Source organism: Pseudomonas sp. JAI111, assembly GCF_024809425.1.
Classification (GTDB): Bacteria; Pseudomonadota; Gammaproteobacteria; order Pseudomonadales; family Pseudomonadaceae; genus Aquipseudomonas.
In genome coordinates, this window is the sequence record NZ_JANUCB010000002.1 from 660,599 (window position 1) to 685,366 (window position 24,768).

The window sequence follows — 24,768 nt, forward strand, 5'->3', positions numbered from 1 at the left end:
ACAATCCGTACCAGTGACAGAGCGGGCAATTTTTCGCCATACAGCGGCTCAGGCTCGGCCAATGTCGGCGAATTTCGCTTGGGTATGTTCAGCCAGCACCGTTGGCGCCAACTCGACTTCCAGCCCGCGTCGACCGGCGCTGACAAAAATGCTGTCGAAGGGCTGCGCCGAGTTGTCGATGAAGGTGCGCAGGCGCTTTTTCTGTCCCAGCGGACTGATGCCGCCCAACAGGTAACCCGTCGCGCGTTGTGCCGCGGCAGGATCAGCCATTTCAGTTTTTTTCACGCCGGCCGCATGAGCCAGGTGCTTGAGATCAAGACTTCCGACGACCGGCACCACGGCCACCAGCAATTCACCTTTTTCACTGGCGGCCAGCAAGGTCTTGAACACCCGTGCCGGGTCCAATCCCAGTTTTTCCGCGGCCTCCAGTCCATAGGACGCAGCCTTCGGATCATGTTCGTAACTGTGCACGCGATGTTCGGCTCGAACTTTTTTCAACAAATCCAATGCGGGGGTCATGACAACTCCAGACGTGGGCGGCAGTAGAAAAATACTGCGCTGAATTCTAGGCCATCGCTCAGCAAAAGGCTCTATTGCGGCACTCATTCATAGGGCTGGCCACATGATTTGCCGTTCGTCCACGCTCAGTCCACCACATGAACGTTGCGATCATTCACGTGACTAATAGTTGAAATATGACTGATGGTTCACTTTCGACCTTTGACAGCAGCGTTTCTTGTCTATATTTTTTCGAATCTGAATACTGCACCAAATGTCTTACAGCAGCACCCGCAGCAGGCCGAGAACAGAATGGGGATTCTGCCTCGGAGGAAAACGCGCTTCGGCCATGACGAAAGAAGCGCCAGACAACAACAAAAAACGAGGTTTTCAATGACTACTGCTTTACAACAACCGTCGCTCTCCAGCCAATGCATGGCCGAATTTCTGGGCACTGCGCTGCTGATCTTTTTTGGCACCGGTTGTGTTGCCGCGCTCAAGGTCGCGGGCGCCAGCTTCGGCTTATGGGAAATCAGCATCATCTGGGGCGTCGGCGTGAGCATGGCGATTTACCTGACTGCCGGCGTTTCCGGCGCTCACCTCAATCCTGCCGTCAGCATTGCACTGAGCATTTTCGCCGATTTCGAAAAGCGCAAACTGCCGTTCTACATCCTCTCCCAAATTGCCGGCGCGTTCTGCGGGGCCTTTTTGGTCTATACGCTGTACAGCAACCTCTTCTTCGATTTCGAACAAACTCACCATATGGTTCGTGGCACCCAGGCCAGTCTTGAATTAGCGTCGGTGTTTTCGACCTTCCCTAACCCGGCTCTGTCTACGGCGCAGGCGTTCCTGGTCGAGGTGATCATCACCGCGATCCTGATGGGCGTGATCATGTCCCTGACCGACGACAACAACGGTCTGCCAAAGGGCCCGCTGGCACCGCTGCTGATCGGCCTGCTGATCGCAGTGATCGGCAGTTCGATGGGCCCGCTGACCGGTTTCGCCATGAACCCGGCACGGGATTTTGGTCCCAAGCTAATGACTTTCTTTACCGGCTGGGGTGAAATTTCCCTCACTGGCGGCCGCGATATTCCGTATTTCCTGATTCCGATTTTTGCACCGATTGTCGGTGCCTGCCTCGGCGCTGCCGCTTATCGCGGGCTGATTGCCCGTCATCTGCCCGGCGCCATCCCTGCTACAACGGACGCAACACCGGCCATTGACGGCAAACCAAGAACTTCTTGATACCGTAGGCGCGTGATCCTGCCCAATTGATTGCGCGCCTGATCCCTCTCCCTTTTTTCGTCCAAGGCAATCGACATGACCGACACTCAGAATAAGAACTACATCATTGCCCTCGATCAGGGTACGACCAGCTCCCGCGCGATCATTTTCGACCGCGACGCGAACGTGGTCTGCACCGCCCAACGTGAGTTCGTACAGCACTATCCGCAAGCCGGCTGGGTTGAACACGACCCGATGGAAATCTTCGCCACCCAAAGCGCCGTGATGGTCGAGGCCCTGGCTCAAGCCGGCCTGCATCACGATCAGGTTGCCGCCATCGGCATCACCAACCAACGCGAAACCACCGTGGTCTGGGATAAAACCACTGGCCGCCCGATCTACAACGCGATCGTCTGGCAGTGCCGCCGCAGCACCGAGATCTGCCAGCAGCTCAAGCGCGACGGCCACGAGCAATACATCAGCGACACCACAGGCCTGGTCACCGACCCGTACTTCTCCGGCACCAAGCTCAAGTGGATCCTCGACAACGTCGAAGGCAGCCGCGAGCGTGCGCGCAATGGCGAACTGCTGTTCGGCACCGTCGACAGCTGGCTGATCTGGAAATTTACCGGCGGCAAGGTGCACGTCACCGACTACACCAACGCCTCGCGCACCATGCTCTTCAACATCCATACCCTGGAGTGGGACACGAAGATGCTGGAGGTGCTGGATATTCCGCGCGAAATGCTGCCGGAAGTTAAATCCTCCTCCGAAATCTATGGCCACACCAAAAGCGGCATCGCCATCGGTGGTATCGCCGGCGACCAGCAAGCTGCCCTGTTCGGCCAGATGTGCGTCGAGCCCGGCCAGGCGAAAAACACCTACGGGACCGGCTGCTTCCTGCTGATGAACACCGGCGACAAGGCCGTGAAATCCAAGCACGGCATGCTGACCACCATCGCTTGCGGCCCACGTGGCGAAGTGGCTTACGCGCTCGAAGGCGCCGTGTTCAACGGTGGTTCGACCGTGCAGTGGCTGCGTGATGAACTGAAGATCATCAACGATGCCCACGACACTGAATACTTCGCCAACAAGGTCAAGGACAGCAACGGCGTTTACCTCGTGCCGGCCTTTACCGGTCTGGGCGCGCCGTACTGGGACCCGTATGCCCGCGGCGCGTTGTTCGGCCTGACCCGCGGTGTACGCGTGGATCACATCATTCGCGCAGCGCTGGAATCGATCGCCTACCAGACCCGCGACGTGCTGGACGCCATGCAACAGGATTCCGGCGAGCGCCTGAAATCCTTGCGCGTGGACGGCGGCGCGGTAGCGAATAACTTCCTGATGCAGTTCCAGGCCGACATCCTCGGCACGCAAGTCGAGCGCCCGCAAATGCGCGAGACCACGGCACTCGGCGCTGCTTACCTGGCCGGCCTGGCGTGCGGCTTCTGGGGCAGCCTGGACGAGTTGCGTGGCAAGGCGGTCATCGAGCGCGAGTTCGAACCTACCCTGGACGAAACCTCCAAGGAAAAACTCTACGCCGGCTGGAAAAAAGCCGTCAGCCGCACCCGTGACTGGGAACCGCATGAGGGTGCTGAATAAGCCAAGCTGAGGACTCGTATCAGTATGTAACTGGCAGGGAGCGGATTCGTGCGGCATCATGGGCAAATTTTGCACGGCAGCCCAAAGGAAGCCCCATGAATCTGCCTCCCCGTCAGCAACAGATCCTCGAGCTGGTCCGTGAACGCGGCTACGTCAGCATCGAGGAAATGGCTACGTTGTTCGTCGTTACACCGCAGACCATCCGCCGCGATATCAATCAGCTCGCGGAAGCCAATTTGCTGCGTCGCTACCATGGCGGCGCTGCCTACGATTCCAGTGTCGAAAACACCGCCTACGCCATGCGCGCCGATCAAATGCGCGATGAAAAGCAGCGTATTGGTGAAGCCATTGCGGCCCAGATCCCGGATCACGCCTCGCTGTTCATCAACATCGGCACCACCACCGAGTCGATTGCCCGGGCGCTGCTCAATCACAATCATCTGAAAATCATCACCAACAACCTGCACGTCGCCTCGATGCTCAGCGCCAAGGACGACTTCGACGTCTTGCTCACTGGCGGCAATGTGCGGCGCGACGGTGGTGTCGTCGGTCAGGCGAGTGTCGATTTCATCAATCAGTTCAAGGTCGACTTTGCGCTGGTCGGCATCAGCGGTATCGATGAAGACGGCAGCCTGCTGGATTTCGATTATCAGGAAGTGCGGGTGTCGCAGGCGATCATCGCCAATGCGCGTCAGGTCATTCTGGCCGCGGACTCCAGCAAATTCGGGCGCAACGCAATGATTCGCCTGGGGCCGATCAGCTTGATCGATTGCCTGGTGACCGATCAGCCACCATCGCCAGCCCTGGCGCAGTTGCTGAGTCAGCACAAGATTCGGCTGGAAGTCGTTTAACCCCTTCAGATCCTCGTCGCTCATACCGACGCCATCGCGGGCAAGTCCGCTCCCACAGGTTCAGCGCAACCCCTGTGGGAGCGGGCTTGCTCGCGATGGCGGTCACCTGCGCGACACACCTCTAGCGCCCTTTCGCGCACACAAATGTTCGGAAATTTTCCTTTGACGCCCCTTCGATCAGTATTTTCAATCGAAGTTGACTGGCTGTGGGCGGCTTTATGGGCTACCATTTTCGCAAATGAACATTAATGTTCGAATTCCAATACAGAAAATCAAAAAAGCCCGAGGCCTGCCGATGCCCACTTCTACCTTGCCTACGCCCCCTCTCGCTGAGGTCTACGACGTTGCCGTCATCGGTGGCGGGATCAATGGCGTGGGGATCGCAGCGGATGCCGCCGGTCGCGGTCTGTCGGTATTCCTTTGTGAAAAGGACGATCTGGCCAGCCACACCTCGTCGGCCAGCAGCAAGCTGATCCATGGCGGCTTGCGCTACCTGGAACATTACGAATTCCGTCTGGTGCGCGAAGCACTGGCCGAGCGCGAAGTGCTGCTGGCCAAGGCTCCGCACATCGTCAAGCAAATGCGTTTCGTGCTGCCGCACCGTCCGCACTTGCGCCCGGCGTGGATGATCCGCGCGGGCCTGTTTCTGTATGACCACCTCGGCAAGCGGGAAAAACTGGAAGGTTCGAAAAGCCTGAAGTTCGGTCCCGACAGCCCGCTCAAAAGCGAAATCACCAAGGGCTTCGAATATTCCGACTGCTGGGTCGACGACGCGCGTCTGGTGGTGTTGAACGCCATGGCCGCCCGCGAGAAAGGCGCCCATGTCCACACCCAGACCCGTTGCGTCAGCGCTCGTCGTACCAAGGGTTTGTGGCACCTGCACCTGGAACGCGCCGATGGCAGCCTGTTTTCGATTCGCGCCAAGGCACTGGTGAATGCGGCCGGCCCGTGGGTCGCCAAGTTCATTCGTGACGACCTGAAGATGGAATCGCCGTATGGCATCCGCCTGATCCAGGGCAGCCACCTGATCGTGCCGAAGCTGTACGAAGGTGAACACGCGCACATTCTGCAAAACGAAGATCAGCGCATCGTCTTCACGATTCCGTACCTGAACCACTTCACCCTGATCGGCACCACCGACCGTGAGTACACCGGCGACCCGGCCAAAGTGGCGATCACAGAAGGCGAAACTGATTACTTGTTGAAAGTGGTCAACTCCCATTTCAAGAAACGCATCAGCCGCGACGATATCCTGCACAGCTATTCCGGCGTTCGCCCACTGTGCAACGACGAATCCGACAACCCCTCGGCTGTCACTCGCGACTACACCCTGGCGCTGTCGGGTACCGGCGAAGAAGCACCGCTGCTGTCAGTGTTCGGCGGCAAGCTGACCACTTACCGCAAGCTGGCCGAGTCGGCGCTGGCTCAACTCGCGCCGTACTTCAAGCACATCAAGCCAAGCTGGACGGCCACCGCCACCCTGCCGGGCGGTGAAGACATGACCACCCCGCAGGCCTTGTGCGCCTTGATTCGCGACAAGTACGACTGGGTGCCGACCGAGATAGCGCGCCGCTGGGCCACCACCTACGGCAGCCGCACCTGGCGCATGCTCGAAGGTGTGCAGAACCTCAGCGATTTGGGCGAGCACATCGGTGGTGGTCTATACACCCGTGAAGTCGACTACCTGTGCAGCGATGAATGGGCGACGACCGCGCACGACATTCTGTGGCGCCGCAGCAAGCTGGGCTTGTTCACCACACCGGAAGAACAGCAGAAACTGGCGGATTACCTGAGCAAGGTCGAGCAGAACCGTAGCAAGATCGAAGCGGCCTGATCGGTAGCCCGGTTAAACGCAAGCCCCTGAATCTCACGATTCAGGGGCTTTTTGCATTCCCCCAGGCAAACACTTCTCTTGTGGGGGTGAGCCTGCTCGCGATAGCGACTGGATCTGACGACCTCATTGCAAGCAGGCTCACTCCTACAGGGATTGGGATAGGCCCGAGATCGCATTCGGTTTTCCGAACGCGACCCACCAGTCGATTCGGTTAACCGGACTATCTTTCGGAACAAACCCTGCCATAAATATTTATTATCCCTATAAATCAATAGCTTGATCTATATCGCCTGGCCTGGCACGAGTCATGCTCTACACTCTTGGACGAATGCCAGTTGCCCCCGCTCTTCAAGAGCTGCCGGTCATTCGAAGCACAAAAGGGCCGATGAACTGGCTCCATAAAAAAAACAATGTCGAGGAAAATTTGATGCGCATCGTTCCCCATCTCCTGGGCGCAGCCATTGCTGCCGCTCTGATTAGCACTCCAGTTTTCGCTGCCGAGCTCACCGGCACACTGAAGAAGATCAAAGAGTCCGGCACCATCACCCTCGGGCATCGTGACGCTTCCATTCCGTTTTCCTATATCGCGGACGCCACCGGCAAGCCGATGGGCTACTCCCACGATATACAGATGAAAATCGTCGAAGCCATCAAGAAAGACCTGGACATGCCCAACCTCCAGGTCAAATACAACCTGGTGACTTCGCAAACCCGTATCCCGTTGGTGCAGAACGGCACCGTGGACGTCGAGTGTGGCTCCACCACCAACAACGTGGAACGTCAGCAACAAGTTGACTTCTCCGTCGGCATCTTCGAAATCGGCACCCGCCTGCTGACCAAGAAAGGCTCCGCGTACAAGGACTTCGACGACCTCAAGGGCAAGAACGTCGTGACCACCGCGGGCACCACGTCCGAGCGCATCCTCAAGTCGATGAATGCCGACAAGCAGATGGGCATGAACGTCATCTCCGCCAAAGACCACGGCGAGTCCTTCCAGATGCTGGAATCGGGTCGTGCCGTTGCGTTCATGATGGATGACGCCTTGCTGGCCGGCGAAGCAGCCAAGGCCAAGAAAGCCGATGACTGGGCCGTCACCGGTACACCACAGTCCTACGAAATCTACGGCTGCATGGTCCGCAAGGGCGACGCACCGTTCAAGAAGGCTGTGGATGACGCGATCATCGCGACCTACAAATCGGGCGAGATCAACAAGATCTACGACAAGTGGTTCATGCAGCCAATTCCGCCAAAAGGTCTGAACCTGAACTTCCCGATGAGCGACGAGCTCAAGGCCCTGATTGCCAACCCGACCGACAAAGCGGCTGACGACAAGAAGTCCTGATTTCTGACTAACCTTATCTCCTGAAAGGGCCGCTGCCCTTTCGGGAGGTTGTCATTCCCTGCTGGCATTTTTGGAAACACTCGAACCGGTGGCTGTCGAGCCGCTCGTGTGTGCCCGATCTTCACGATCAGGGCGGGAACGGAGCTTCCCCAGGCGGGCACTTGTACATCGATCGATCTGAGGGGAGACCCTAATGAATTACAACTGGGACTGGGGCGTGTTCTTCAAGTCCACCGGCGTGGGCAGCGAGACGTATCTCGACTGGTACATCTCCGGTTTGGGCTGGACCATTGCCATCGCCATCGTGGCCTGGATCATTGCCCTGACGCTGGGCTCGGTTCTGGGCGTCATGCGCACCGTGCCGAACCGCATCGTATCGGGCATCGCGACCTGCTACGTCGAGCTCTTCCGTAACGTGCCTCTGCTGGTTCAGCTGTTCATCTGGTACTTCCTGGTGCCCGACCTGCTGCCGCAAAACCTGCAGGACTGGTACAAACAGGACCTCAACCCGACCACTTCGGCTTTCCTCAGCGTCGTCGTCTGCCTGGGCCTGTTCACCACCGCTCGCGTTTGTGAACAAGTGCGCACCGGTATCCAGGCCCTGCCCAAAGGCCAGGAATCCGCGGCTCGTGCCATGGGTTTCAAGCTGCCGCAGATCTACTGGAACGTGCTGCTGCCCCAGGCCTACCGGATCATCATTCCGCCGCTCACCTCGGAATTCCTCAACGTGTTCAAGAACACGTCCGTGGCCTCGCTGATCGGCCTGATGGAGTTGCTCGCGCAGACCAAACAGACTGCCGAGTTCTCTGCCAACCTGTTCGAGGCGTTCACCCTGGCGACCCTGATCTATTTCACCCTGAACATGAGCCTGATGCTGCTGATGCGCCTGGTCGAGAAGAAAGTCGCCGTACCGGGCCTGATCTCCGTAGGGGGTAAATGATGGAATTCGACTTCTCGGGCATTATCCCGTCCCTGCCGGGTTTGTGGAACGGCATGGTCATGACCCTGCAGCTGATGGCCTTGGGCGTGATCGGCGGGATCATCCTCGGCACCATCCTGGCGCTGTGCCGTCTGTCCCACAGCAAACTGCTGTCGAACCTTGCCGGCGCCTACGTCAACTACTTCCGTTCCATCCCGCTGCTGCTGGTCATCACCTGGTTCTACCTGGCGGTGCCGTTCGTGCTGCGCTGGATCACCGGCGAAGACACCCCGATCGGCGCGTTCGCGTCCTGCATCGTGGCCTTCATGATGTTCGAAGCCGCGTACTTCTGCGAAATCGTCCGGGCCGGTGTGCAGTCGATTCCCAAGGGCCAGATGGGTGCCGCCCAGGCGCTGGGCATGACGTACGGCCAGATGATGCGTCTGATCATCCTGCCGCAAGCGTTCCGCAAGATGACCCCGCTGCTGCTGCAACAGAGCATCATCCTGTTCCAGGACACTTCGCTGGTCTATGCGGTCGGTCTGGTGGACTTCCTCAATGCTTCGCGCGCCAGTGGCGACATCATCGGCCGCTCCAATGAGTTCCTGATCTTCGCCGGTTTCACATACTTCATCATCAGCTTTGCCGCCTCGCAGCTGGTCAAGCGTCTGCAAAAAAGGTTCGCCGTATGATCTCTATCAAGAACGTCAACAAGTGGTATGGGGACTTCCAGGTACTGACTGATTGCAGCACCGAGGTCAAAAAAGGCGAGGTGATTGTGGTGTGCGGGCCGTCCGGTTCCGGTAAATCCACGCTGATCAAATGCGTCAACGCCCTGGAACCGTTCCAGAAAGGTGACATCGTGGTCGACGGCACTTCCATCGCCGACCCGAAGACCAACCTGCCGAAACTGCGTTCGCGCGTGGGCATGGTGTTCCAGCATTTCGAACTGTTCCCGCACCTGACCATCACCGAAAACCTGACCATCGCGCAGATCAAGGTGTTGGGCCGCAGCAAGGAAGAAGCCACCAAGAAAGGCCTGCAACTGCTTGAGCGCGTCGGGCTGTCTGCCCATGCGCACAAGCATCCGGGCCAGCTTTCCGGTGGTCAGCAACAGCGTGTGGCGATTGCCCGTGCGCTGGCGATGGACCCGATCGTCATGCTGTTCGACGAACCGACCTCGGCGCTGGACCCGGAAATGGTCAACGAAGTGCTCGACGTGATGGTGCAACTGGCCCACGAAGGCATGACCATGATGTGCGTAACCCACGAAATGGGCTTCGCCCGTAAAGTGGCCGACCGGGTGATCTTCATGGACGCAGGCAAAATCATCGAAGACTGCAAGAAAGAAGAGTTCTTCGGCGATATCACCGCCCGGGCCGAACGTACACAGCATTTCCTCAACAAGATTCTGCAGCACTGAGTAGCGGACGCTCGCTCGATACCACACAAATCACCTGTGGGAGCGAGCTTGCTCGCGATGGCGGACTGACATTCAACATCAATGTTGGCTGGACTGACCTTATCGCGAGCAAGCTCGCTCCCACAGGGGACGGTGGTGGTTCGAGATCAAGTGTTGTGGTTGACCCAAGGCATCTGTGATGAAATGCGACCCCACTCTCTATCGCGCAGCGCCGCCATCACTCGCCGTGAAACCCCGTCTGATTCGCCAGTTGTTCCTGCCGCCGCTGATCATTGCCCTGATGATCGGACTGGGTTACATCGGCTTCTGGGTCAGTGAGCACTACGGGATCCGTAGCCTCAGCGAAAACGGTCAGCGTCAGCTCGAACTGCACGCCCGCGCCGTCGAGAGCGAGATCAGCAAATACACCTACCTGCCCAGCCTGCTGGAACTCGAATCCAGCGTTTCAACGCTGCTGGCCGACCCAACGCCGGAACACCGGCAAACGGTCAATGATTACCTTGAAGGCCTGAACCGGCGCAGTCGCAGTCGGGCTATCTATGTGATGGACACCACCGGTCGCGTGATGGCCACCAGCAACTGGCGCGATGTCGACAGTTACCTGGGTGAAGACCTGTCCTTTCGCGCTTATTTCCAGAACGCCGTGCGCGGTCAGCCGGGACGCTTCTACGGCATCGGCAGCACCAGCGGCGAACCCGGTTACTACCTGGCTCACGGCCTGGAAGAACACGGCAAGATCATCGGCGTCGCGGTAGTCAAAGTCCGCCTCGAAGCCATGGAAGAACGCTGGCAGCGCGCACGCCTGGAAGCCTTCGTCAGTGACGAGAACGGCATCATCATTCTCTCCAGCGATCCGGCACGGCGTCTGAAGTCAGTTGTCCCGTTGAGCGACGAAACCAAGGAAAAACTCGCCCGCAGCCTTCAGTACTACTGGTTCCCGCTGAACGAACTGCAACCGCTGGCCCGGGAAAAACTGGCAGAAGGCGAGGAAAAACTGACCTTCCCCGCCAACAGCGAAGTGGAATCCGACCAGGAGGACATCAGCTACCTCTCGCAAACCCGCCCCTTGAGTGACACCCCGTGGAATTTCACCCTGCTCACGCCGCTCCAGGATTTGCGTCGCGAAGCGATCAATCAGGGGATTCTGGTGGCCGTCGCATTTGCCCTCGTGGCATTCCTGCTGATCGCCTGGAACGAACGGCGCAAGGTCATCGCCACCCGCCTCGCGGCCCGCGAAGCCTTGCAGGAAGCCAACAATCAACTGGAGCGTCGGATTACCGAACGCACCACTGACCTGCGCGCCAGCAACGAACGGCTCAAGAGCCAGATCCGCGAACGGCGACTGGCCGAAGAGACGTTGCGCCGCGCCCAGGATGAACTGGTGCAGGCTGGAAAACTCGCGGCCATCGGCCAGATGTCGACCAGCATCGCCCACGAATTGAATCAGCCACTGGCGGCCCTGCGCACGTTGTCCGGCAACACGGTGCGTTTTCTGGAACGCGGTCAACTGGACGTCGCCAGCACCAACCTCAAGACCATCAACGAATTGATCGACCGCATGGGCCGAATTACCGCCAGCCTGCGTTCCTTTGCCCGCCGTGGCGACGACAAGGGCCAGGCTTGCCTGGGCAAAGCGGTGGACGCGGCGCTGCAACTGCTCGGCGCCCGCATGGAAAGTGCCCCTGTGCAAGTGCATCGCGAATTCGACGATGTGCAGGTGTGCATCGACCAGACGCGCCTGGAGCAGATTCTGGTCAACCTGGTCGGTAACGCCCTCGACGCCATGCAGGCCCAACCGCTGCCGGAATTGTGGCTGGAAGGCGAAGAATTCGATGGTAAATACCGTCTGCGCGTTCGCGACAACGGCCACGGTATCGACGCCGAAGCGCGCAAGCATTTGTTCGAACCGTTCTTTACCACCAAGCCTGGTGAACAGGGCCTGGGCCTCGGCCTGACCCTGTCCGCCAGCCTGGCCGCCGCCACTGGCGGGCACCTGGGTGTCGAACACCCGGCCAGCGGTGGTACCACCTTCGTCCTCAGTTTACCGTTGGTAAGCCCCACTCCCGCCGAGCCAATATGAACAACGACCTTAGTGTGCTGATCGTCGAAGACGACCCCCATGTGCTGCTCGGCTGCCAACAGGCGCTGACCCTCGAAGACATTCCCTGCGTGGGCGTGGGCAGCGCCGAAGAAGCGCTGGAACGGGTCGGCGACGATTTTGCCGGCATCGTCATCAGCGACATCCGCCTGCCGGGCATCGACGGCCTGGAACTGCTGACCCGGCTCAAGGCCCGTGATCGCAGCCTGCCGGTGGTGCTGATCACCGGCCACGGCGACATCTCGATGGCGGTGGGCGCGATGCAGAAAGGCGCCTATGACTTCATGGAGAAACCCTTCTCCCCGGAACGTTTGGTGGATGTGGTGCGCCGCGCACTGGAGCAACGCAGCCTGGCGCGGGAAGTGACGTCGTTGCGTCGGCAACTGGCGGAGCGCGATTCCCTCGAAGGCCGGATCATCGGCCGCTCGCCTGCCATGCAGAACCTGCGCGAACTGATCGCCAACGTCGCCGATACGTCGGCCAACGTGTTGATCGAGGGCGAGACCGGCACCGGCAAGGAACTGGTTGCGCGCTGCCTGCATGACTTCAGTCGCCGCCACACCAAGCAGTTCGTCGCGCTCAATTGCGGCGGCTTGCCGGAGAACCTGTTCGAAAGCGAAATTTTCGGCCATGAAGCCAACGCCTTCACCGGTGCCGGCAAACGGCGGATCGGCAAGATCGAACACGCTGACGGCGGCACGCTGTTCCTCGACGAAGTGGAAAGCATGCCCCTGCCCTTGCAGATCAAACTGCTGCGGGTGTTGCAGGAACGTACCCTCGAACGCCTCGGTTCGAACCAGAGCGTGGCGGTGGATTGCCGGGTGATCGCGGCGACCAAGTCCGACCTGGACCAATCAAGCAAGGCAGGCGAATTCCGCAGCGACCTGTATTACCGCCTGAACGTGGTGACCCTCGAACTGCCACCCTTGCGCGAACGTCGCGAGGATATCCTGCAACTGTTCGAGCACTTCCTGCAGCAATCGTCCCTGCGCTTCGACCGCGCGGTGCCGGAGCTGGACAACCAGACGCTGTCGAACCTGATGAGCCACGACTGGCCGGGCAACGTGCGGGAATTGCGCAACGTCGCCGAGCGCTTTGCCCTGGGCCTGCCAGCCTTCAAGAAGTCAGGTGCCAGCGGCAGCAATCAGGGTCTGGGCTTCGCTGAAGCGGTGGAAGCGTTTGAACGTAATCTGCTCAGCGACGCGTTGCAGCGCAGCGGCGGCAACCTGACCCAAGCCAGCCTGGAACTGGGAATGGCCAAGACCACACTGTTCGATAAAGTTAAAAAATACGGGTTGAGCCACTGATGGATCTGCTTCTCAAAGCCGCGCTGGGTGCAGCGGTCGTGGTTATTCTGGCGGCGCTGGCCAAGACCAAAAACTATTACATCGCAGGCCTGGTGCCGCTGTTTCCAACCTTTGCGCTGATCGCGCATTACATCGTCGGCAAGGGACGTTCGCTGGATGACCTGAAGACCACCATCGTGTTCGGGATGTGGTCGATCATTCCATACTTTGTGTATCTGGCGACGCTGTACGTGATGGTCGACCGCATGCGCCTGGAGGCTTCGTTAGCGGTAGCGGCCGTAGGTTGGTTGATCGCCGCGACCGTGCTCGTTTCGGTTTGGGTTCGCCTTCACGCCTGAGCAACGCCAATTCCCCTGTGGGAGCGGGCTTGCTCGCGAAGGCGTCGTGTCAGTCGACATCAATATTGAATGTGCCGGCCTCTTCGCGAGCAAGCCCGCTCCCACACTGGGACGGCGCAGCAGGTGCTGGCCCGGCCCTTGCATTTACCCCAAAAGCCCTCTCGGCCGGCCTTCATGTGTGATGAACCCCGGTGTCTGAGAGCGCCCGCCAAAGGGTGAATCCTGACCGTGACCTTCCTACATCCCGACCTGACGCTGACCGTCGTGCTGCTGGTCGCCTTTTCCATCGTGCTGGACGTCATCGGCCAGCTTTGCTTCAAGCTCGGCCTGGACCGACTGCCGGAACTGGAAGGCGGTTTCCGGCTGAATGCATTCTGGGGCCAAGTGTTCAACGCTCCGCTGCTGTGGGCCGGTATAGGCGCCTATGCGCTGGAGTTTTTTGTCTGGCTCGAAGCCTTATCCCGAGCGCCTCTGAGCCTGTTGTTCCCCGCTGGCGCCCTGGCCTATTGCGGCGTGGTGCTGGCGGGCAAAGTGGTGCTCGGTGAAACCGTCAGCCGCCGACGCTGGCTCGCGACCCTGGTGATTACGGTGGGCGTGATGCTCGTGTGTGCCGGCCATGCCTGACGCTCAATTGATCAGCAAAAGGAACCTTTCGATGGATTGGCTGCACGGGCGATTCGGCACTGTAGTGCTTTGGGCGCTGTTGATTCTTCTGGAAAGTGCCGGGCAAATCGCGACCAAGGTGGGCGGCGATCAAATCGGCCAAATGACCTTCACCTTGCAATGGTTGCAGTCGGTCGTGGTCGACCCAGGCGTACTGTTTGCGGTGGGTTGCGGCATCGGTGCGTTCTTTGTGTGGATGCTGATTTTGCGCCGCAGCAGTCTGTCCCTGGCGTTTCCGCTCAGCTCATTGGTGTTTGTCGGGGTGTTGTTGGGTTCGTGGCTGGGGCTGGGCGAACACATCAGCCTGCTGCACTGGGTGGGCGTGGCGGTGATTATTGGCGGGATTGCGTTGTTGGCCGAGGGTGAAGAAACCTGACCCGGATCGTTCCCACGCTCCGCGTGGGAATGCAGCCCGTGACGCTCTGCGTCACTGGACGCGGAGCGTCCCTATAGGCATTCCCACGCAGAGCGTGGGAACGATCATCGAATTTCTACTTGAACTTGTAAGCCACCGCCGCCTGCACCTCTCCCTGATTGGTATCGCCGACCGCTTTGACGATGCTGCTGTCCGCCGCCGAGCCGGTCAGGTGAATCCAGCTGGCGCTGGTCACCAGCGACCACCGCGGGGTCAGAGGAAACTCGAAGCTCTGGGTCAGCGCGACATTCTGAAAACCGCCGCTGGCGTTATAACGGGCAATGCCCGAGGCCCGCGACGCGTGGGCGCCGACACCGTAAAACGCCTGATTCTGCTGGGCATCGGCATAGTGCGCGGTCAGATTAGTGCTGCCGATCACACCGCCACCGAGCGGATAACCAATCTCGCCACCCAAGCGCCCGACCACGCCCTCCGGCCCGCCAATGGCCTCGCCCAACGTGGCAAACACCCGCCAGAAATCAGCCGGCGCGTACTGCACGAACCCACCGACGACGCCCATGTCCGGCACATCGTGCAAGCCCTGCAAATCGCCGTTGGCGGTGCGCCCCGGCAGGTAATTCAGGAATGGCCCGGCGCTGAAGCCATTGGTTTTCAAGGCACTCCAGGTCAACCCGTCATCAGTGCTGAGGCTGACATCACCCCAATCCAGATCCAGATACGGCACCGGCCGGGTTTCATAGCGGCTGCCGGTCGGGTCGTGAGGCTGATAACTCAGGCCCAGACCCGCTTCACCCGTGATGCCATCGGCCATCACATGAGCCGACAGGCTGGTCAGCGCCGCGAATAGAACAACTGTAATCCTCACCATGAGGCTTTCCTTATCTGAACATCCGCGCATCAATCCTCGGTTTGGCCGTTATGCGCAATCACTCATGTTGTTTGTAGCAAGCTACAAAAATTGTAGCTTGCCCGACACATTCCCCTACCACACCCCCGCGAATACTGGGCCGAACAGGGTTGGCACAGTCCCTGCTCTACCCGCTTGGCAAGCGCAAACAGCGCGCACTGCTCAATAGGTAATGCAGATGAATGATTGGCATATCGTTTGTGATTTCGACGGGACCATCACCCGCACCGACGTGATCGACAGCATCCTCCAGCGTTTCGCCGATCCCAGTTGGGAAGCGATCGAAGATGAGTGGCTGCAAGGTGACATTGGCTCTCGTGAATGCCTCAGCCGCCAGCTCTCGCTGGTCAAGGCCACGCCGACCGAACTGCTCGCCTTTTTCGACACGATCGAAATCGACCCGGACTTCCCCGACTTCGTCGATCACGTGATCGGCCTCGGCGCGTCCCTGGAAGTGGTCAGCGACGGCATCGAACAAGGTATTGCGCGGATCCTCGCGCGCAACTACGTGACCCTGTTGCCGATCCTCGCCAACCGCTTGCGTCAACTCGATCACGATAGCTGGCGCATCGACTTTCCGTACTCCAGCGACGCCTGCCGCGCCGCTTCCGGCAACTGCAAGTGCAAGTCCACGCCCAAGACCAAACGCGTGTTGGTGATCGGCGACGGTCAGTCCGACATGTGCGTGGCCTCCTCCGCTGACTTCGTGTTCGCCAAGGATCGCCTGGCCGAACACTGCGAGCGTAACGGCATTGCCTTCGCCCGCTTCGACAGCTTCGCCGAGATTCCGGCCCTGCTGGCCCAACTGCCGGCCGGCCGCGCAGCCAACGCTACCGCTTTCGCGCTTGAAACCTCTTCTGACTTCGCGTCAAACAATCAGGAACTCTTCAATCATGTCTGATATCCGAATTGCTACTCCCGAAGACCAGGTGCTTCTGGATAAAGAAGCCAAGTACTGCTCCTACGGCGACACCGTTCACTACATCGATCCGCCGCGTATTTTCAGCCGTTGCGAAGGTTCCTACGTCTGGGACACCGAAGACCAGGCTTACCTCGACCTGCAAATGTGGTACTCGGCCGTTAACTTCGGTTACGCCAACCCGCGCCTGAACAACGCGCTGAAACAGCAAATCGACACCCTGCCGCAGATCGCCAGCCAATACCTGCACAAAGGCAAAATCGAGCTGTCGGAAATGATCGCTGTCGATGCCAAGAACAAGTTCGGCCTCGACGGTCGCGTGCACTTCAACGTCGGCGGTTCGCAGTCCATCGAGGACTCGCTGAAAGTCGTGCGTAACGCGTCCAACGGCAAAAGCCTGATGTTCGCCTTTGAAGGCGGCTACCACGGTCGTACCCTCGGCGCCTCGTCGATCACCTCCAGCTACCGCTATCGCCGCCGCTACGGCCACTTCGGCGAGCGTGCCAATTTCATTCCGTTCCCTTACCACTTCCGCGGCCCGAAAGGCATGACCAAGGAAGAGTACGGCAGCCATTGCGTGCAGCAATTCGCCCGCTTGTTCGAGACCGAATACAACGGCGTCTGGGACCCGAAAGTCGGCCAGAGCGAATATGCCGCGTTCTACGTCGAGCCGATCCAGGGCACCGGCGGCTACGTGATTCCGCCGATGAACTTCTACAGCGAACTCAAGCAAGTGCTGGATCAGCACGGCATCTTGATGGTCGTCGATGAAATCCAGATGGGCTTCTGGCGTACCGGCAAGCTGTGGTCGATCGAGCACTTCGACGTCAAACCTGACGTGATCGTCTTCGGTAAAGCGCTGACCAACGGCCTGAACCCACTGGGCGGCATCTGGGCTAAAGAAGAATTGATCAACCCGAAAATCTTCCCGCCAGGTTCGACTCACTCCACCTTCGCGTCCAACCCGTTGGGCACCGCGGTGGGCCTGGAAATGTTCAAGATGACCAGCGAAGTCGATTACGGCGCGATGGTGATGGCCAAGGGCAAATACTTCCTGGAAGGCCTGAAAGATCTGCAAAAACGCTACCCGATCATCGGCGATGTCGATGGCCTGGGCCTGGCGCTGCGCTGCGAAATTTGTGGCCCGGATGGTTTCACTCCGGACAAGGCCACCCTGGACTTCATGGTCGACGAAGGCATGAAGGGCGATATCGAAATCGACGGCAAGCGCCTGGGCCTGATCCTCGACGTGGGCGGTTACTACAAGAACGTGATCACTTTGGCGCCGTCGCTGGAAATCAGCTATCCGGAAATCGACCTTGGCCTGGCCCTGCTCGACCGTCTGCTGCACCGGGCCATGAAGCGATGAATCACGACGAGATCGATCTTGGCGAAGGCAACGCCGGTTTCGTTCTCGGCACAGGGGAGGTCGCGGTGCTGTTGATCCACGGCCTCACCGGCACCCCGACGGAACTCCGTCGGGTGGCCATGGGCCTGGCGAAAGCCGGGCACACGGTCTACGTGCCCACCCTGGCCGGGCACTGCGGTGGCAACGCCGACCTGCAAGCCACTGGCTGGCGCGACTGGTACGAGAGCGCCCGCAACACGTTCGTCGGTGTACGGCGCAAGCACGAGCGGGTATTCGTCGGTGGCTTGTCCATGGGCGCAGTCATGTCGATGTACATGGCCGCCGAGCATCCGGGGCAAATCGAAGGGTTGATGCTGTATTCGACCACCCTGCGCTATGACGGCTGGAGCATCCACAAACTGGCGTTCCTCACCCCGTTGCTGATGAGAATCCCATTCGGCGTGAACCTGTGCAGCTTCGAAGAAAAACCCCCATACGGCATCAAGAACGAACGCCTGCGGGCGATCGTCGAGCGTCAGATGAAGGAAGGCGAAAGCAGCCAGGCCGGTTTGCTGACCATGGAAGGCGTCACAGTGCGCGAATTGCATCGTCTGAACGCCGTCGTGAAGAAACGCATGCCGTCGATCACCACGCCTGCGTTGGTGGTGCACTCCATCGAAGACGACATCACCAGTCGCTGGAACGCCGATTACGTCGAACGCAAGCTCGGCGGGCCGGTGGTCAAAGTGTTGCTGGATGACTGCTATCACATGATCACCGTCGACCTGCAATACCGCCGGGTAATCGAACTGAGCGTGGACTTCATCGCACAACGTTTCATGCAACAACGCTGCGCCCCGCCCCCCCTGCAAGAAGGGTATCGGCAGTTAGCCTGACAGCCTGGCGAACCCGGTTGTAGACGGGTCGCCACTGGCGGGGCAATGTCGGCTACTGTATTGACCAAGGTAATACCCAATATCCTGTAGTGAATCTGTTTATCGATTCGAACCGAACCGAACCGCCATGGCTTTCGACAAGCGAAACCCGATGACCAAACACCGACCTGCCAAAGCCCGACCCTTCGCCCTCTCCGGCTGGAGCCTGCAACGCAAACTGGTCCTGGCCTTCTGGCTGGTCAGCGTGATCCCGACCATGATCGCCGCCGAACTCGCGGCCACCACCCTGTCGCAGATCTTCGACAGCAACGTGCGCATCTGGCTGAAAGAGTCGACCAAGATCGTCGAAGACGAAATCAGCGAAATCCTGCGAGACAACGCCAGGGTTGCGCAGTTGTTTCTTCGTTACACCCACCCACAGGTTGGTGGGTTTTCGTCGCGCCACAACCGCATGACCACCGACATCGCAGACTCCATGGGCATCGACGTGGTTGCCCTGGTGCGCAACAGCGACCATGCCGTGGTGTTCAGCACCGCCGCCGACGACATCGTCCGGCAAATCAGCACCGCGCCCAAAGCCGTGTTGCAAACCCTGCAAATCGGCGGTGTCGCCACCGGCGCAGTGGTCTCGACCTTCGAGAACGAGCAGGACGGCATCGCTTACAAACTGGTGATTGCCACCTACCTCGACAACAGCTTCCTGACCAGCGTCTCCGACGTTCACTCGTTGGACTTGCGTCTGTACCTGGCCAAGGGCGACAACTTCTCGGAGATCTTCTCCAGTCAGCGTTTCGAAAATCACCCGGCAGCCGTGCCAGAAAATATCGAGCAGATCCTGCGCACCACCAAACAGCCGACCGAGCAATTCACCAGCAGTTACAGCGGCATCTATCGACCGATCTTCAACGAGAATGGCGACCTTCAAGGCGTCATTTTCAGCGGCCTGTTGCGCCACTCCAGCCTCGTGGGCCTGGTGAACCAGAGCAACCTGTTCATCCTGATTTTCCTGCTCAGTTCGGCCGCCTCTCTCTGCGTTGGCTGGTTGGTGTCGCAACGCCTGACCCAACCGTTGCGCGGTTTGTCCAAAGGCGTACAAGCGGTGATTGCCGGGGATTATCGCCAGCGTTTGCCGGTGACCGGTGGCGATGAACTGGCGGAACTGAGCAGCACCTTCAACCACATGAGCGAACGCCTCGGCGAGTTGCAAAACCTCGAATCGCAGCTGCGCCGCCGCGACCGCCTGCACGCCCTGGGCGAAGTCGCCATGGGCCTGGCCCATGAAATCCGCAACCCGCTGGGCATCATCAAAACCGCGACCCAACTGTTGCACCGCCGCGCCGATTTGCCCGAGACCGATAAGCGTCACCTGGAATACGTGGTCAGCGAAGTCAGCCGGATCAACGACCTGATCACCGATTTCCTCGACTTCGCCAAACCCAGCGCGCCGCTGCGCTCGACCGAACCGGCTCGACTGTTCGTCGATGAACTGGTCGGGTTCTGCGCTCCGGAACTGGCCAGCCATCACATTGACGTGCACATCGACGACCAGGCCCCCGGCGCAACCCTTTACGCCGATGCGCGCCAGCTCAAACAGGCCGGTCTGAACCTGATCGTCAATGCCATCGACGCGATGCCCGACGGCGGGCAACTGACCCTGGGTATTCGCCGCGATGGCAACTACACCGTGATCAGCGTGGCGGACACCGGTACGGGCATTGAACCGGACATGCTCGAACGGATTTTCACACCGTTCGTCACCACCAAAGCCTCTGGCACCGGGCTGGGGCTGGCGAAGGTCTTCTCGATCATGGAAAACCACAACGGGCGCATCGAATGCGTCAGTGAAAAAGATGCCGGAACCACCTTCACGCTGTACATTCCGGCCAATGGCAAAGACTTCGACGAGGGCAGTGATGACGCATAACGTACTGGTGGTCGACGACGAACCCAAGCTCTGCGACCTGCTGGCATCGGCCTTGAGTCAGAACGGCGTTACGGTGTTCACGGCGGGCAATGGCTTGCATGCGCTCAAGGTGCTGGAAGCGGAAGACATCGACCTGGTGATCAGCGACTGGCGCATGCCCGGCATGGACGGCCCGCAGTTGCTGGCGGAAATCAAAAGCCGTTTCCCACAGCTTCCGGTGATTGTCATGACGGCCTACAGCACGGTGAAAAACGCCGTGCAGTCGATGCGCAACGGCGCCTTCGACTACATCGCCAAGCCTTTCGACATCGACGAACTGGACATCACCGTCAGCAAAGCCCTGCAATTTCGCGACATCCTCAAAGACAACCAGCGCATGCGCGCCGAACTCGACGAGCATCAGCAGATCGACAGTTTGATCGGTGACAGCCCGACGTTCCGGCGGGTCTTGCAAGCCATCGATTCGGTGCGCGACAGCAACGCGACGATACTGCTGACCGGCGAAAGTGGCACCGGCAAGGAAATGGTCGCACGGGCAATCCACAAACACGGCAATCGTGCCGACAAGCCGTTCGTGGCCGTGAACTGCGCGGCCATCCCGGAGGGGTTGCTGGAAAGCGAAATGTTCGGTCACCGCAAAGGCGCCTTTACCGGCGCGGTGGCGGACCGCGTCGGGCGTTTCATGCAGGCGGACGAGGGCACGCTGTTTCTCGATGAGATCGGCGAAATGCCCTTGGCCTTGCAGGCGAAAATCCTGCGTGCGCTGCAGGAGCGGGTGATCGAACCGGTGGGCGATCCACGCGAACGCAAGGTGGATGTGCGGGTGATTGCCGCGACCAACAAAAACCTGCTGGACGCGGTGGCCAACAAGGAATTTCGCGAAGACCTCTATTACCGGCTCAATGTGTTCCCGATTCCGCTGCCGGCCCTGCGCGAGCGGACGGAAGACATCGCGCCGCTGGCCCGGCATTTTGCCCACACCCTGGGCGCCGCGGCGGGCAAACGGTTTACCGGATTCAGTGCCGAAGCCTTGCAGGCGATGGCCAGTTATTCGTGGCCGGGCAATATTCGTGAACTGCAAAATTGCGTGGAACGGGCAACGATTGTCGCCAGTGGCGCCGTGATTGAAGAGCAAGACCTGCCGGCTTATCTGTTTGCCTCAAACCCCGGCAGCAGCGGCGCGCCAATCATTGAAGGCAACGTGCCGGCGGATCTGGACGCGGCGCTGGCCGAGGTCGAGAAAGCCTACATTCTGGCGGCGCTGGCGCAGAGTAATGGCGTGCAAGCCGCAGCAGCGCAGTTGATCGGGATATCCGAGCGCAGCTTCTGGTATCGCTTGAAGAAACTCGGCATCCACGTCGACAAAATCGTCCGCTAGTCCTTGGCGTTGATCGTACTGATCGTTCCCACGTCGAGGCGTCGAACCGTCTGCGTGGGAATGCCTCAAGGGACGCTCCGCGTCCAGTGACGCGGAGCGTCACGGGCTGCATTCCCACGCGGAGCGTGGGAACGATCTCATCACTTTCGATCTCTTTCGGTCAGGTCACGGAGCCGCCTTTTGATTCGCTCATGATCTGGCGGATCGCCGCGACAAAGGTCTCCACCGGCTGCCCGCCGCTGACCGCGTATTGCCCGTTGAACACCACCGTCGGCACCGAACTCACCCCGCGCGACAGCCACAATTGCTCTTCTTCGCGAACCTCTTTGGCGAACTCGTCCGAAGCCAGAATCGCCTCGGCCCGCTGCCGGTTCAGCCCGACGCTTTCAGCAATCCGGGCCAACTGACCATGATCAGACGGATTGCCGCCATCGGTGAAATACGCCTTGAACAGCGCTTCCTTCAAATTGAACTGCAACCCTTCCAGCCCCGCCCAATGCAGCAGCCGATGGGCATCAAAGGTGTTGTAGATACGGCTATTGCCGTCGGTGCGAAAGGCAAACCCGACCTCGGCGCCACGGGCGCGGATCATCTCGCGGTTTTTCTGCGACTGCTCCGGGGTCGAGCCGTATTTTTCGCTGATGTGTTCGGTGATGTTCTGCCCCTCGGGGCCCATCTTCGGGTTGAGCTCGAACGGCTGAAAATGGATCTCGGCCTGGACCTCATCACGCAACACCTCCAGCGCGCGGGTCAGGCCGTAGAGGCCGACGACGCACCACGGACAGGACACGTCGCTGACAAAATCGATTTTCAGGGGGGTACTCATCATTCACCTCGCAGGCTTGGATCGCGCCGGAAAGTTCGAACGATACACCTGAAGGCTGACGCGCGCAGGTCCCTTGTGGGAGCGAGCTTGCTCGCGATAGCGGACTGACATTCAACATCGTTGTCGACTGTCCCACCGCCATCGCGAGCAAGCTCGCTCCCACAGGGATTTACAGTGTTTTAGAGGGGGTGTTTAGTTCTGTTTAAGGTTACTTCCTGAAAGCTACAGCGCCTTGCGTCGTTGCCTACGACCACGTCAGAATCCGCCGGCTTGTGCGGTTTTGGGGGCATCGGTAACTTGGTTCGTGTCACTGATTCCCAGTGATCGGGTTTAGTAGCCCGGCTTTTCCAACCCGGACGTACAAGCGTCATCTAGTCAGGCATTCGCCTGCACTCGATGGTAGCTGTGCGCATGGCGTCCTCGGACGCGCCGGTTTTGGGTTGGTGGCCGGTCTACTAACTTGCGCACAGCTGCCACCCTTCCGTTTAGTAGCGAGACAGGTTGCAGCTCTACTAACAGGAGTACCAACCCAATGTTCAAGCCAACGCCGAACCCACCAGAAACCGACGACGTTTCCCCCTACGAACCCCCCGACTCCAAAAAACTCAACGAAGCCGCCGACCGCGCCCTCGATTACTACCTCAAACCGGTCATCCCCCAAGCTACCCCACGCAAACCCAGCACCATTTTCCTGATCGCCCCCGACATCGATAACGAAACCCTGCTGGCCAACGCCTGCGAGTCGCTGGCCTCGGCAAGCGTGATGCTGAGTGATTTTGCCGGGCTGGTCGAAGGCACCCACCGCAACACCCTGCTCGGCATTCAGCAATCGGTCATGCTCGGGGAACTGGCGGTGAACCGCCTGCTGGATAATCTCGATCCACCGGGTTGCACCGTCTAACTGACGGATGAGATTTCACTAACACCAGAAACCAACTGTGGGAGCGGGCTTGCTCGCGAAGGCGGTGTGTCAGTCAATATCTCCACCGACTGACACACCGCCTTCGCGAGCAAGCCCGCTCCCACAGTTTTGGATTGGGGCTTACAGGAGATTCGGGTTCGGCACCGGATCGATCTGCGCCCAATGCGATCTGTCTTCACGATGCGCCTGCAAATACGGCAACACCGCCGCCAGCAATGGCGCCTTGAAGGCTTCCTGGAAGCGATGCGCCAACCCCGGGATCAGCTTCAACTGACTGCCACGGATATGCGCCGCCAGGTGCACGCCGTGCATCACCGGCAACAACGGATCGGCGGTGCCGTGAACCACCAGTGTCGGCACTCGCAGTTGGTTGAGCAGCGCCACGCGGCTGCGCTCGGCGAGGATTGCCATGATCTGGCGCTTCACGCCTTCGGGGTTGAACGCCCGGTCATAAGACAGCGCCGCCTGATGCAGCAACACCTGACGATCATCACTCACTGACGGGCTGCCCAGCGCCGCCAGCAAATCGGCCTGCTGTTCCAGCGCCACTTCGCGACTCGGCGCGCTACGACGAGCGAGCAACTGCAACAGCGCCGCACTCGGCGCCGGCAAGCCTTCGGCTCCGGAACTGGTCATGATCAGGGTCAGGCTCTCGACCCGCTGCGGCGCCATCGCCGCCATGTGCTGGGCAATCATTCCGCCCATGCTCGCGCCCAACACGTGGAATTGCTCGACGTGCAACGCGTCCATCAGGCCAAAGGCATCGTCCGCCATGTCGGTCAGGGTGTACGGCGCCGACACCGGCAACCCGAGTTTGTAACGCAGCACTTCGAAGGTCAGGTTGGCATCGGCAGGCGCTTGCCGCCACGTGGAGAGGCCGACATCGCGATTGTCATAACGAATCACCCGGAAACCCTGCTGACACAACGCGACCACCACCTCGTCCGGCCAGTGAATCAACTGCCCGCCCAGGCCCATCACCAGCAATAACGCAGGGTCGGAAGCACGGCCGATGCTCTGGTACGCCAGGCTCACCTGCGCCAGATCGGCATGTTCGGTTGGAACATTGACGTCGCAACGAGACGCCGCCAAAGACGGCAGGCCAAACAACAGAGCGGCCAGAAAAATGAATACACGCATGAAAAAACACCAAAACGCAGAACCCCAATAGAG

At 59.6% G+C, this 24,768-nt stretch carries 23 protein-coding genes; 19 read left to right on the forward strand and 4 right to left on the reverse strand.

The features are described 5' to 3' along the window. Window positions 1-48 precede the first annotated feature (48 nt). Window positions 49-519, reverse strand: a complete 471-nt coding sequence (ybaK, locus tag HNR03_RS10745) for a Cys-tRNA(Pro) deacylase (protein WP_222588260.1) — start codon at window positions 517-519, stop codon at window positions 49-51. A gap of 372 nt (window positions 520-891) precedes the next feature. Between ybaK and HNR03_RS10750 the strand changes: the two genes are divergently transcribed. The 13 genes from HNR03_RS10750 to HNR03_RS10810 all read left to right on the forward strand — a co-directional run bounded on the left by HNR03_RS10750 (window position 892) and on the right by HNR03_RS10810 (window position 14,475). Further along, complete coding sequence (locus HNR03_RS10750) at window positions 892-1,743, forward strand: MIP/aquaporin family protein (RefSeq protein WP_090180680.1); 852 nt, start codon at window positions 892-894, stop codon at window positions 1,741-1,743. Between the two features lie 75 nt (window positions 1,744-1,818). Beyond that, window positions 1,819-3,324: a glycerol kinase GlpK gene (gene glpK, locus HNR03_RS10755; RefSeq protein WP_259153369.1), complete on the forward strand. Its 1,506-nt coding sequence runs from the start codon at window positions 1,819-1,821 to the stop codon at window positions 3,322-3,324. A 95-nt stretch (window positions 3,325-3,419) separates the two neighbouring features. Then, on the forward strand, window positions 3,420-4,175 hold the full coding sequence (locus tag HNR03_RS10760; RefSeq protein WP_208669689.1) for a DeoR/GlpR family transcriptional regulator: 756 nt from the start codon (window positions 3,420-3,422) through the stop codon (window positions 4,173-4,175). Window positions 4,176-4,470: 295 nt separating this feature from the next. Then, complete coding sequence (glpD, locus tag HNR03_RS10765; protein WP_259153370.1) at window positions 4,471-6,009, forward strand: glycerol-3-phosphate dehydrogenase; 1,539 nt, start codon at window positions 4,471-4,473, stop codon at window positions 6,007-6,009. A gap of 427 nt (window positions 6,010-6,436) precedes the next feature. Next, the gene (locus HNR03_RS10770; RefSeq protein WP_259153372.1) at window positions 6,437-7,351 is read left to right on the forward strand and encodes a glutamate/aspartate ABC transporter substrate-binding protein; all 915 of its coding nucleotides are present in this window, start codon (window positions 6,437-6,439) and stop codon (window positions 7,349-7,351) included. 193 nt (window positions 7,352-7,544) lie between these two features. Next, window positions 7,545-8,291, forward strand: a complete 747-nt coding sequence (locus HNR03_RS10775; protein ID WP_090180671.1) for an amino acid ABC transporter permease — start codon at window positions 7,545-7,547, stop codon at window positions 8,289-8,291. After that, window positions 8,291-8,962: an amino acid ABC transporter permease gene (locus HNR03_RS10780; protein ID WP_259153449.1), complete on the forward strand. Its 672-nt coding sequence runs from the start codon at window positions 8,291-8,293 to the stop codon at window positions 8,960-8,962. The genes HNR03_RS10775 and HNR03_RS10780 overlap by 1 nt, the downstream gene beginning before the upstream one ends. Further along, on the forward strand, window positions 8,959-9,693 hold the full coding sequence (locus HNR03_RS10785) for an amino acid ABC transporter ATP-binding protein (protein ID WP_090180665.1): 735 nt from the start codon (window positions 8,959-8,961) through the stop codon (window positions 9,691-9,693). Before HNR03_RS10780 ends, HNR03_RS10785 begins: the two co-directional genes overlap by 4 nt. A gap of 178 nt (window positions 9,694-9,871) precedes the next feature. After that, complete coding sequence (locus HNR03_RS10790) at window positions 9,872-11,773, forward strand: sensor histidine kinase (protein WP_259153373.1); 1,902 nt, start codon at window positions 9,872-9,874, stop codon at window positions 11,771-11,773. Continuing rightward, entirely contained in the window at window positions 11,770-13,098 is a 1,329-nt protein-coding gene (locus HNR03_RS10795) for a sigma-54 dependent transcriptional regulator (RefSeq protein WP_259153374.1), read from the forward strand. The genes HNR03_RS10790 and HNR03_RS10795 overlap by 4 nt, the downstream gene beginning before the upstream one ends. Then, a complete protein-coding gene (locus HNR03_RS10800) occupies window positions 13,098-13,436 on the forward strand; it encodes a GlpM family protein (RefSeq protein WP_222588274.1) in 339 nt (112 codons plus the stop codon). Before HNR03_RS10795 ends, HNR03_RS10800 begins: the two co-directional genes overlap by 1 nt. A gap of 249 nt (window positions 13,437-13,685) precedes the next feature. Next, complete coding sequence (locus HNR03_RS10805) at window positions 13,686-14,060, forward strand: transporter (protein WP_090188490.1); 375 nt, start codon at window positions 13,686-13,688, stop codon at window positions 14,058-14,060. Between the two features lie 31 nt (window positions 14,061-14,091). Continuing rightward, window positions 14,092-14,475, forward strand: coding sequence for an EamA family transporter (locus HNR03_RS10810; protein WP_259153375.1), 384 nt, complete (start codon window positions 14,092-14,094; stop codon window positions 14,473-14,475). Between the two features lie 115 nt (window positions 14,476-14,590). On the opposite strand, the gene HNR03_RS10815 is transcribed toward HNR03_RS10810, so the two are convergent. Continuing rightward, window positions 14,591-15,343 carry a MipA/OmpV family protein gene (locus HNR03_RS10815; protein ID WP_259153376.1) on the reverse strand — a complete coding sequence of 251 codons (753 nt, stop codon included), beginning with the start codon at window positions 15,341-15,343 and terminating at the stop codon, window positions 14,591-14,593. Between the two features lie 217 nt (window positions 15,344-15,560). On the opposite strand from HNR03_RS10815, the gene HNR03_RS10820 reads away from it, so the two are divergent. The 5 genes from HNR03_RS10820 to HNR03_RS10840 all read left to right on the forward strand — a co-directional run bounded on the left by HNR03_RS10820 (window position 15,561) and on the right by HNR03_RS10840 (window position 21,847). Beyond that, window positions 15,561-16,283, forward strand: a complete 723-nt coding sequence (locus HNR03_RS10820) for an MtnX-like HAD-IB family phosphatase (RefSeq protein WP_259153377.1) — start codon at window positions 15,561-15,563, stop codon at window positions 16,281-16,283. Further along, window positions 16,276-17,670 (forward strand): aspartate aminotransferase family protein, encoded by a 1,395-nt coding sequence (locus HNR03_RS10825; protein ID WP_259153378.1) that lies wholly within the window; start codon window positions 16,276-16,278, stop codon window positions 17,668-17,670. Before HNR03_RS10820 ends, HNR03_RS10825 begins: the two co-directional genes overlap by 8 nt. Beyond that, on the forward strand, window positions 17,667-18,545 hold the full coding sequence (locus tag HNR03_RS10830; protein ID WP_259153379.1) for a carboxylesterase: 879 nt from the start codon (window positions 17,667-17,669) through the stop codon (window positions 18,543-18,545). Before HNR03_RS10825 ends, HNR03_RS10830 begins: the two co-directional genes overlap by 4 nt. A 151-nt stretch (window positions 18,546-18,696) precedes the next feature. Continuing rightward, a complete protein-coding gene (locus HNR03_RS10835; RefSeq protein ID WP_259153460.1) occupies window positions 18,697-20,469 on the forward strand; it encodes an ATP-binding protein in 1,773 nt (590 codons plus the stop codon). Next, entirely contained in the window at window positions 20,459-21,847 is a 1,389-nt protein-coding gene (locus tag HNR03_RS10840) for a sigma-54 dependent transcriptional regulator (protein ID WP_259153380.1), read from the forward strand. Before HNR03_RS10835 ends, HNR03_RS10840 begins: the two co-directional genes overlap by 11 nt. Window positions 21,848-22,007: 160 nt before the next feature. Here HNR03_RS10840 and HNR03_RS10845 read toward each other — a convergent pair whose 3' ends face one another. Beyond that, on the reverse strand, window positions 22,008-22,673 hold the full coding sequence (locus tag HNR03_RS10845) for a DsbA family oxidoreductase (RefSeq protein ID WP_259153381.1): 666 nt from the start codon (window positions 22,671-22,673) through the stop codon (window positions 22,008-22,010). 532 nt (window positions 22,674-23,205) lie between these two features. Between HNR03_RS10845 and HNR03_RS10850 the strand changes: the two genes are divergently transcribed. Continuing rightward, window positions 23,206-23,574, forward strand: a complete 369-nt coding sequence (locus tag HNR03_RS10850; RefSeq protein WP_259153383.1) for a DUF6124 family protein — start codon at window positions 23,206-23,208, stop codon at window positions 23,572-23,574. A gap of 141 nt (window positions 23,575-23,715) precedes the next feature. Here HNR03_RS10850 and HNR03_RS10855 read toward each other — a convergent pair whose 3' ends face one another. Beyond that, a complete protein-coding gene (locus HNR03_RS10855) occupies window positions 23,716-24,735 on the reverse strand; it encodes an alpha/beta fold hydrolase (RefSeq protein ID WP_259153384.1) in 1,020 nt (339 codons plus the stop codon). Window positions 24,736-24,768 lie beyond the last annotated feature (33 nt).